Origin of the sequence: Algoriphagus sp., from assembly GCF_029254265.1 — a bacterium.
Classification (GTDB): domain Bacteria; phylum Bacteroidota; class Bacteroidia; order Cytophagales; family Cyclobacteriaceae; genus Algoriphagus.
Window position 1 is genome coordinate 61801 of sequence record NZ_JAQWXX010000095.1, and the last position, 10448, is coordinate 72248.

The 10448-nt window shown below is 37.9% G+C and carries 9 protein-coding genes; 6 read left to right on the forward strand and 3 right to left on the reverse strand.

Translation table 11 applies throughout. The features are described 5' to 3' along the window. Positions 1 to 56 precede the first annotated feature (56 nt). On the reverse strand, positions 57 to 1262 hold the full coding sequence (locus P8O16_RS14465; protein WP_075350975.1) for an acyl-CoA dehydrogenase family protein: 1206 nt from the start codon (positions 1260 to 1262) through the stop codon (positions 57 to 59). A gap of 119 nt (positions 1263 to 1381) precedes the next feature. Here P8O16_RS14465 and P8O16_RS14470 point away from each other — a divergent pair, with 119 nt between their 5' ends. Next, a complete protein-coding gene (locus P8O16_RS14470; RefSeq protein ID WP_300316152.1) occupies positions 1382 to 2341 on the forward strand; it encodes a tryptophan 2,3-dioxygenase family protein in 960 nt (319 codons plus the stop codon). A gap of 19 nt (positions 2342 to 2360) precedes the next feature. Here P8O16_RS14470 and P8O16_RS14475 read toward each other — a convergent pair whose 3' ends face one another. After that, complete coding sequence (locus tag P8O16_RS14475) at positions 2361 to 3962, reverse strand: hypothetical protein (protein ID WP_300316153.1); 1602 nt, start codon at positions 3960 to 3962, stop codon at positions 2361 to 2363. Between the two features lie 271 nt (positions 3963 to 4233). On the opposite strand from P8O16_RS14475, the gene P8O16_RS14480 reads away from it, so the two are divergent. The 4 genes from P8O16_RS14480 to P8O16_RS14495 all read left to right on the forward strand — a co-directional run bounded on the left by P8O16_RS14480 (position 4234) and on the right by P8O16_RS14495 (position 8482). Next, positions 4234 to 4947: a 6-phosphogluconolactonase gene (locus P8O16_RS14480; protein ID WP_300316154.1), complete on the forward strand. Its 714-nt coding sequence runs from the start codon at positions 4234 to 4236 to the stop codon at positions 4945 to 4947. 54 nt (positions 4948 to 5001) lie between these two features. Beyond that, positions 5002 to 6381: an MATE family efflux transporter gene (locus tag P8O16_RS14485; protein WP_300316155.1), complete on the forward strand. Its 1380-nt coding sequence runs from the start codon at positions 5002 to 5004 to the stop codon at positions 6379 to 6381. 110 nt (positions 6382 to 6491) lie between these two features. Continuing rightward, a complete protein-coding gene (locus P8O16_RS14490) occupies positions 6492 to 7910 on the forward strand; it encodes a sugar porter family MFS transporter (protein ID WP_300316156.1) in 1419 nt (472 codons plus the stop codon). Between the two features lie 107 nt (positions 7911 to 8017). Next, positions 8018 to 8482 (forward strand): DUF1456 family protein, encoded by a 465-nt coding sequence (locus P8O16_RS14495; RefSeq protein ID WP_300316157.1) that lies wholly within the window; start codon positions 8018 to 8020, stop codon positions 8480 to 8482. On the opposite strand, the gene P8O16_RS14500 is transcribed toward P8O16_RS14495, so the two are convergent. After that, entirely contained in the window at positions 8479 to 8688 is a 210-nt protein-coding gene (locus P8O16_RS14500) for a YwbE family protein (RefSeq protein ID WP_300316158.1), read from the reverse strand. The two genes, P8O16_RS14495 and P8O16_RS14500, sit on opposite strands and share 4 nt — an antisense overlap. A gap of 248 nt (positions 8689 to 8936) precedes the next feature. Here P8O16_RS14500 and P8O16_RS14505 point away from each other — a divergent pair, with 248 nt between their 5' ends. After that, complete coding sequence (locus P8O16_RS14505) at positions 8937 to 10328, forward strand: PIG-L family deacetylase (protein ID WP_300316159.1); 1392 nt, start codon at positions 8937 to 8939, stop codon at positions 10326 to 10328. The last annotated feature ends 120 nt before the right edge of the window (positions 10329 to 10448 follow it).

Sequence of the window (10448 nt, forward strand, 5' to 3'; positions counted from 1 at the left end):
GCAACAAAAAAGCCTCAAAGAATTTTCTTTGAGGCTTTTGCATTTATGTTTTCTGCTTATTTAAAAGCTTGTAATCCGGTTATCTCCTGACCAAGGATTAATAAGTGGATATCATGAGTTCCTTCATACGTAAGTACAGATTCCAGATTCATCATATGTCGCATCAGCGGATATTCTCCAGTGATCCCCATGCCCCCATGGATTTGTCTTGCTTCTCTAGCAATATTTAGTGCCATTTCCACATTGTTTCTTTTGGCCATTGAAATGTGGACGGTTTTGGCTGTTCCTTCATTCATCATTTTGCCAACCTTCCAAGCTAAAAGCTGGGCTTTGGTGATTTCAGTAAGCATTTCTGCTAACTTCTTTTGAGTCAACTGAAAGCCTGCAATTGGTTTTCCAAACTGGATACGCTCTGCGGCATATTTACGTGCTGATTCATAGCAGTCCATCGCTGCTCCGATTGCACCCCATGCGATTCCAAATCGTGCGGAGTCCAAACACATCATTGGAGCACCTAATCCTGATTTGCCTGGAAGAAGATTTTCCTTTGGTACTTTAACATTATCAAAAACAAGTTCACCAGTACAGGAAGCCCGAAGGGACCACTTGCCATGGGTCTCTGGAGTAGAAAAACCCTCCATACCCCGCTCCACGATTAAACCATGGATTCTTCCTTCCTCATTCTTAGCCCAAACCACTGCGATATCAGCTTTTGGAGAATTGGAAATCCACATTTTGGCTCCATTAAGAAGGTAATGGTCACCCATATCTTTGAAATTGGTCACCATCCCGCTTGGGTTGGAACCATGATCTGGCTCTGTCAATCCAAAGCACCCTAAAAACTCTCCTGAGGCAAGCTTAGGTAAGTATTTCTTTCGCTGCTCTTCTGAGCCAAATTTATAAATAGGATACATCACAAGAGAGCCTTGTACAGAAGCCGTAGATCGCATACCCGAATCACCTCGCTCAATCTCCTGCATGATCAAACCATAGGCAATGTAGTCCAATCCTCCACCTCCGTATTCGGCAGGTATTTGTGGGCCGAATGCGCCAACGTCACCAAATTTCTTTACAATATCATAAGGGAAATATGCCTTCTGTGCCCAATCTTCGATGTAAGGTGAAATCTCTCTTTTCACAAAGTCACGAATTGAGCCTCTGATTAATTTGTGCTCCTCGGTTAGCAAATCATCTATATCCAGAAAATCCACTCCTTCGAATGTATCCTGCTTTTGAGATTTATGGATTGCAGTTGCTTCCATGATATTTTGGTTTATTAGAATGAATCAGTGACTTTTGTATTGAAGAAAAGCCACTTTTAATAACTCGAAGTAAATAGATCGAAGGTTAAAAAACTACCTTTTTCACTAAAAAAGCACCCATGCACGAATCTCAATTTGATCCCAAAATTCTAGATAAAATCCACCAACTTGAAGAGAAGTTTAAAGCCTCGGGCCAGGATATGCTTTCTTACCTGGAGGGATTGCTTTATGCTGACTATCTGACTTACTGGGAATACATTAATTTGGATGTATTACTTTCCTTACAGCAACCAAAAACAAGTTTTAAGGATGAGAAAATTTTCATCATCTACCATCAGATTACTGAGTTGTATTTCAAATTGATCATCTCCGAAATGGAGCAGATATCAGACTGTGATCCGATTACAGAGGGATTTTTCAAACAGCGGATGGAGCGAATTTTAATGTATTTTGATCATTTGATCTCCTCTTTTGCGATGATGTGGAAAGGAATGGAGCGAGAGCAATTTCTGAAATTCAGGATGTCCTTACTTCCTTCGAGTGGATTCCAAAGCGCTCAATACCGTGAGATCGAATTGATGGCGGCAGATGCTTTTCATTTGGTCACCTTATCCAAAAGATCAGAGTTTGACTATCACTCGCCTGCGGATGATATTTTTGAACACTTGTACTGGCAGCAAGGAGCTATCGAATTGGCCTCCGGTCAAAAAACCCTTACACTTAAAAATTTCGAATTAAAGTATGGTAAAAAACTAATCGAGATTATTGAAAATTACCGACGAAAAAACCTCTGGCAAAAATACATTGATTTGGATAAGCCATCAGAAGAGATGACCGAACTAATGAAGCAATTTGATCTTAAGGCAAATGTCTTTTGGCCTTTGGCTCATTACAAATCTGCCGTACGATATCTTCAGAAAGACCCTGTAGATATTGCTGCGACAGGAGGTACCAACTGGCAGAAATACCTTCCTCCTCGTTTTCAAAAAGTGATTTTCTTCCCAGAACTTTGGTCTGAAAAGGAGCAAGATGAGTGGGGTAAAGGATGGGTAGTAAAAGAGATCTTTGGAGAAGACTGATTATTTCTAAGGAGAATCATTAGGGTATTGGAAAATTTCTAATTGCAAATGCTTCAGCATTATTAAAACAAAAATCATCCACCAGTTTTTCGCAATCCTCTCGACTTTGGAGATGGTCTAAATATTTGGAGTTTGATTTCTTTCGTGCCTGATCTATTTCAAAAACCAAATTATTGGCAAAGATTTCAAACTCCAAGGCTGTTGGATAGAAATCAGTAGGATCAATTAATCCCTCAAAGTCAGTTCCGATTGTCATCGATTTCCAGATTTGGAATTTTTGATCTTCGGAGAGATTTTTATTGGAATAGACACCTTTGACGATTCCTTCGATATTTTCCCAAAGTAGCTGGATTCCATTTCGAGGCGAATCTTTGTCCTTTTTTGTGATCCCAAGGATTCGTTGATCGAAAGAGAGACCAAACATTCCGGCAGTTTTGAGGATCACTTCGATGTCCTCATCACACACATTTATATTCCATGCGTTGAATTGATTAGTCTTTGGATCAGTGTAATCGTCCTTTTCCAAATCATAATTGTTGATCAGGTCTTGAAGTTTTTCTATTCCTGAATAGCCGCAATGTGAAGCAATCACAGGAATTTGATCGCCATTCATCAAGCAGGGTAGTACTATTTCTTCATAATAATCTTTCCTTGATTGCGCACTCATGTGCTTGACATCTAAAAGGATTCTATATCCAAATTTTGGATCACGCTCCAAATTCTTGTTTAATCCCAATAATTCTCGAGCGATTCTTCTTCCTTTTTCATTGAATCCCTTATTGAGATTTCTGGATTGATTGAGAAGTATTTTTCCTTTATCTGGAATCGAATGTGCATGTCCGCATAGCCTATTGTTGAAGTGATGTGCAAAAGTGATGAAGAAAACCGGAGCCTCCCATTCCTCTTTGAGATACTTGACCCTTCTGGAAAGCTCGGCAATTGTGGCTCTGTCGCTGCCTAAAGAATGAGCTCCTTCTATTGTCAGAATCATAGTAATTTCCTTATCATCCTTTAAGGACTTGATAAGTTCATCTCGGGTTTTTGGAATAAAATACCTAGCTCTTTCTGCGATTAGTTCTTTTTTAAATACTTTTGATCGCTTGAACTCATTTTCAAAAATCCTTCGAATCACACCTGAAGTATGAATTTCATTTTTCTTGATGGTTACCCCAGAATCGATCAATACAAAATCTTTTTCATGCTGAAGGGACTCCCAATAATCATAATCAATAGACTGAAAGTGGTCTACTGTTACTTTTGGAATCCTCATGTAAAAAACCTGAATCAAATCCCGTAGGGGAAGGTGATGAGAAGTAGTTGTACCTATTAAAATGTGAAGTAAGTCTGTAGTATTCAATTTATCCAAACCCCTGACAAACTGCCGCTCTAGTGGGTAAAGTGAGTTAAATGTCAGTCTTACATTTCCATTCCATGCTTTGACTAAATCAGCTTGGGAGTAAGCTGCTCCCATTTTTCCTTTGAGATATCCTTTTCGATTGGATGCAATGACTGTCCAAGGTGTGAATTCCCCTTTTTTTTCAAACTTCTTTCGTTTTTGTTGCATGTGAAAATGCGCTCTCATGTGATTGTGGCAATGGAGATCTGAAAACTTTCTGGCCATGGTTGAATTTTTAAAAATTAAAAAAAGGACTCTTCGATTACTTCCCAAGCTGGCTTTTTGAAGGATATTAGCTAGCTGTAAAACTATTACTTGAAAATAATTTGAAAATTAAATGTCTGAAAACCAAATGACTAAAAATGTATTTTCATTTTTATAGACTTTTCAATTTTTTTTGAAAACGTATAAACTTGGTATAAATCAGAAATGATTCCAGACTATAAGTCAAATTGTCGCAGAATTTTCCAATTTTTAAAATCAAAACTTGAGTCCTATGAATCTGCACTATTGTAAAAATTATGAAGAGATGAGCCAACTCGGAGCTGAGTTGGTTCTTAGCGAAGTTGAGAATAATCCTGACTTGCTGTTTTGTGTTGCTAGTGGGAATTCTCCTTCTGGACTGTATCAGCGAATGGTTCAAAAGCATCAGGAATCACATGGATTTTTTGATTGGATGCGTGTCATCAAATTGGATGAGTGGGTAGGGTTACCAGTAGATTCTACTTTCACTTCGGAATATGATGTGCAGGAAAAATTAGTTAAAAAGTTGGGGATTGAAGCTGATAGATATATCTCTTTTGATGCTCATACGAAAGACCCCCAAAAGGAATGTGATCGAATTCAAGATGAATTAGAACAGTCGGGTCCGATTGATATCTGTATCTTAGGAGTTGGGATAAATGGTCATTTGGCTTTGAATGAGCCTGCAGACCATCTTCAAACGTACTGTCATATTGCTGAACTCAGCGAAACTACACTCAGCAGCGGAATGATAGAAAAAGTTGGGATTCCACTTTCTCAAGGAATGACCATGGGTATGGGGAATATTTTTGAATCAAAGAAAATCATAGTTTTTTTTACAGGAAAAGGGAAAAAGCCTGCATTGGAAAAATTTCTCACCAAAGAAATTTCCAGTCAGCTTCCAGTTTCCATGCTTTGGCTTCATCCGAATACCCACGTGATAATTGATGAAGAATCAATGAAATAGAATTGATAAAAATTTAGAAAAGCCAAATCAATCTTAGCTTATTAATTCCTATCCATGACTTTTCAACTTATAAAAGATGCTATCCTTGGCAAGGAGCAGGATTTTACTAAGCTTTCTCTAAAAACTGCAATTGTGATTCTTGCAATTCCGATGATTTTGGAGATGATGATGGAGTCTCTTTTTGCAGTGGTGGATATTTTCTTTGTAGCAAAACTTGGTTCGGATGCCATTGCAACAGTGGGTCTTACGGAGTCTGTGGTGGTATTGGTTTATGCGGTAGGATTTGGGATTAGTATGGCTGCTACTGCATTGATTTCGCGAAGATTTGGAGAGAAGGAATATAGCGAGGCTGGCTCCGTTGCTTTTCAATTGCTGATGGTAGGAGGGGCTATATCTGTTATCCTAGGGGTTTTAGGGTGGATCTTTGCAGCAGATATTTTGGGATTGATGGGAGCGGAGCCAGCGGTAGTAGACTCCGGTGTAGTTTATTCCCGAATTATTTTTGCGGGGAATACTGCCATCATGCTACTATTTCTGATCAATGGTGCATTCAGGGGAGCTGGCCAGGCTCATCATGCCATGCGATCACTTTGGATTGCAAACGGTCTGAATATTATCCTGGATCCTTTGTTGATTTTTGGAATTGGGAGCTGGGCAGGTATGGGATTGGAAGGCGCTGCTGTTGCTACGACCCTCGGTCGAAGTATTGGGGTTTTATATCAATTGTATCATCTTTTCAATGGTAAACATAGACTCAAGATCCTTCGCCAAAACATAGAAATCAGTTGGCAAATCATTCTAAAGATCCTTAACATTTCAATAGGAGGCATGGGACAATTCCTCATAGATTCAGTTTCCTGGATTGCATTGACTCGAATGAATGCAGAATTTGGATCCACTGCGCTGGCAGGGTATACAATTGCTTTTAGGATTTTAATATTTACCATATTACCTGCATGGGGCTTATCTGGAGCTGCGGCGACTTTGGTAGGTCAGAATCTTGGGGCAAATCAACCAGATCGTGCAAACGCTGCTGTTTGGCTCACTACGCGCTATACAGTGATTTTTATGGCTTCTGTAACTGGTATTTACCTGATTTTTTCAAAGCAGTTAGCCGGCTTTTTTACTGATATTCCTGAGATTCGGGATATCGCAGCCCAAGGGCTATGGGTTATAGCCTTGGGCTATGTTTTCTTTGCTATTGGGATGGTTTTGACTCAGGCTTTTAATGGAGCAGGGGATACTAAAACTCCAGCTTGGATTAACATAGGTGTCTTGTGGTTTATTGAGATTCCCCTTGCTTATATTTTAGCGTTTCCTTTTAGATTGGAGTATCTAGGGATTTTTATAGCCATTGCGTTTAGCCATTCCTTTCACTCTTTGGTAACGCTATATTTTTTCCGTAAGGGTAAATGGAAGACTATGAAAGTATAGCTACCTAACACAATTGATTTCAAATCTTGCAGATAGTAAAGGATACTTGAGGAAGTTAATGAGTTGATTTTAGGGCTATGTAATTTTTCCTAGATCCTTTAAATTAACGTATGGAAAAGCTGAACAACACCCAAATTAAGACTCAATACAACCAAACTTACATCTGGTTGATCAGTTTAACAGCTGCTCTTGGCGGCTTTCTTTTTGGGTTTGATTGGGTGGTGATCGGTGGAGCAAAGCCTTTTTATGAGCCATATTTTGGAATTACTTCTGCGGCAGATCAGGGCTGGGGAACAAGTTCGGCTCTTATAGGCTGCATGGTAGGCGCGATACTTTGCATTGTGTTGAGCGATAAGTTGGGTAGAAGGCGGCTCCTGATTTTTTCCGGTTTTCTATTTTCTCTTTCTGCTTTAGGAACCGCTTTAGCTGAAAGTTTTTGGTTTTTTAATCTATATCGAATAGTCGGAGGAGTTGCAATGGGAATAGCATTGAATCTTTCGCCACTTTATATCGCAGAGATTTCCCCTCCTGAAAAACGCGGGATGTTTGTCACAATCAATCAGCTATTGGTAATGATTGGAGTTCTCCTAGCTCAGATCACCAATTGGCAAATTTCCCTTTTGGATACCGAATTAGCCGATACTGCAAGTTTTGAAATGATTGCTAAAAGTTGGTCAGGCCAATACGGTTGGCGCTGGATGTTTGGTGCAGAGATTGTTCCAGCAATACTGTTTTTTATATTGATGTTTTTGGTGCCTGAGAGTGCCAGATGGCTGGTGAAAAATAAAGAAGAGGAAAAGGCAAGAGTGGTATTGGAAAGGATTGGGGGAAAACACTATGCTGATAAATCTATAGCTGAGATTCATTCTACTCTGGATTCTGGTGATTTGGGAAAAGTGAATTTTCGAGATTTGCTTAGAAAGCCTGTTATCAAGTTGCTTGGAATCGGAATATTTCTAGCGTTTTTGCAGCAATGGTCCGGTTTGAATGTAGTGATTTATTACGCTGCAGATATCTTTCAGGCAGCAGGATACAATCTTAAGCAAATGATGCTCAATATCGTTGTGATTGGCGGGGTGATGGTGCTTTCAGTGTTTATTACCCTATTCACAGTAGATCGCTTTGGCAGAAAGAAATTGCTTCTGATTGGCACCGGAGCTATGACCATTTTGTATGCGTTGATTGGATATTCATTTTTGGTAGATCAAGGAGGCTGGGTCATTGTGCTATTGGTGTTGACTAATGTCATGTTCTATTCCTTCACCTTGGCGCCTTTGCTTTGGGTAGTTTTATCAGAGATTTTTCCCACACGAATACGAGGTGCTGCCATATCAATTGGTGCATTAGCTCATTGGATAGGTAATTTTACTTTGACTTATTCCTTTCCAGCTATCAAAGCGAATTTGGGCTGGGCAAATAATTTTTGGCTTTATGGTCTGATTTGTTTGATTGGATTTGTGATTATTTATTTTGTTTTACCCGAAACGAAAGGGAAATCCTTAGAACAGTTGGAAAGGGAGTTAAGCTGATCAGTTCGCTACAATCGTTTTAAGATAGATTTATTTCCGGTGCATTTAACTTGCCTGACAATTCCTTTTTGATCCTTACATTTGAAGAAAACTTGCATTAGGCAATTATGAATAACTCAGATATTATACGAACCATACGCTATATTTTTAATTTCAAAGACCCAAAAATGGTAGAAATATTTAAAGCAGGTGGTTTGGAAGTCAAAAGAGAGCAAGTGGCTAATTGGCTGAAAAGAGAGGATGAGCCATTTTATGAGGCAATTATTGATAAAGACCTTGCAATATTTCTCAATGGTTTCATAATCGAAAAAAGAGGGAAAAAAGAAGGGGAGGAGCCTAAGCCTGAGAAAACCTTGACAAACAATATTATTTTTCGAAAACTGCGTATCGCTTTAAATTTAAAGGAAGATGATGTTTTGGAAATTTTATCTTCTGTGGGAATGCATATAAGCCCACATGAGTTGAGTGCATTTTTTCGGAATCCTTCACAAGCCCAATACCGACCTTGCAAAGATCAGATTCTCCGAAATTTTCTACGTGGACTTCAAAAGCGCTATCGAACCGAAGATTAAATAATCACTTCTTTGACTCTCCCCACTTCTCCTGTTTCAAGCATCACTTTGATCCCATGATGATGATTTGGGGAGCTAGTAAGAATCTTCTTTACTATTCCTTCCGTCAATTCTCCTGAGCGTTGGTGGTGTTTTTGAACGACAGTCACTTCGGAGCCTATTTGGATGTTTGCTCGAATACTGCCTGGTAGGTTTTTCTTTTCCATTTTTTAACTTCAGGTTTTTGGCAAGGGTTCAGACTTGAATAATCAACCATCCACAATATTGATTATTTTTTTCTTTGCGAAGAATTTTAATTTCTGTTAACAGTCAAAATTTAATTTCTCTTTTACCAATATTTTTTTGTACCCATAAATTTCCCGTTTAATTTTCCGATTACATTGGTAATAAAAATGTGCGTTGAAGAACAAAGTTTTTTTCATATTTTTCCAAACTATTAAATAGTTTTTAATACATGAGAGTTAAGTTTGTTTTTGGATTGGCTAGTTTAGTCCTGTTGGTTTCAATTTCATTTATTTTTTTGATGAAAATCAAAAGAAGTGAAATCATTGATTACAACCCTACACAAGATTATCACTATACATTCGAAAATGCCAATTCAGTCAAATTGGAATTAAAGAATGGTAAATTAATCCTACCATCAAATTTAGGAAAAGATAAAACTGCCTTTTTGAAAGTAAATATTAAATCCACCTTATTAGGAAATTTCTTTTATCCACATATTGAAATAAAATCCCAAACTCAAAGTGTAAATGATTACTTTGAATATGGTGGATCCGGTAACAGGTATTTGAATATCAGTTCATTATTGCTAGAAGAGACAATGGAGATTGAGCTGGTAAATAAATATCTGGAAATCTTGGAACCCACAGTCGAACTTATTTATTATACCAATTCAATTCATAAGGATTCTAAAATCATGGTGATTTCTCCTCATCCGGATGATGCTGAAATCTCTGCTTTTGGGTTATACAGTAAATTTCCTAACTCATTTGTTCTGACCTTAACAGCAGGGGAAAATGGTCCTATGCACTATGATGAATTGTTTTCTGATTCCCTTAGGCATTTTCTAAAAAAGGGCCAGATTAGGACGATTAATAGCATATCAGTCCCTTTACAGTCTGGGTTAAATCAAAACAATATCATTAATCTTGGATATTTCGATGGCACTATCAAACAAATGCATGATGAAAATCCGATAAATGTTTTTTCTCAAACTTTGGGTACTGATTTCATTGGAACTTTTAGAAATTTCAATATTTCTAATTTAAAAGATTCTTTGATGGGTTCTTCAAATTGGGATTCAATGATCGGAAATCTCGAATTCGTTCTTAAATCGTATAAACCAGATATTATTGTTTTGCCTCATCCTCATATGGATAACCATTCTGACCATCAATTTTCCACGATAGGGGTTATTCAGGCTTTGAAAAAAATCAATTATAAAAATGGAGAATTGTTCTTCTATGCAAATCACAATTTAGGTTCAGAATTTTTCCCGTTCGGTAATGCTGGAGGAAGTGTATCTCTTCCTCCAAATTTTATTGATGGCTATCACTTCAATTCTGTTTATTCCCATCCGCTAACCCAAGAAGAACAAATGGAGAAGGTATTAGCTTTGGACGCTATGAATGATTTGAGACCAGATACCGAATGGAGGTTTTGGGATAAATTGCTGAAAATGTCTTATGAAAATTTTAAGGCCTATATAAAAGGTCAAGACAATAGTTATTTTAGAAGAGGCATTAGAAGTAATGAATTATTTTTCGTTGTTCCGATTAATGACTTATATGATGAAGGTCATTTGACGGAACTACTAATGGGTAAAAGCATTGACCCATTATAAAATTGGTTCTACCCTTAAGTTAGTGGGGATATAAGTTTAATCCTCCGTGGAAAAAGAGGATTGCACTTCTAAAGTTGGTAAAAGTTCTATAGCCTTTACCTACAGTTTTGAGCTCTTGGA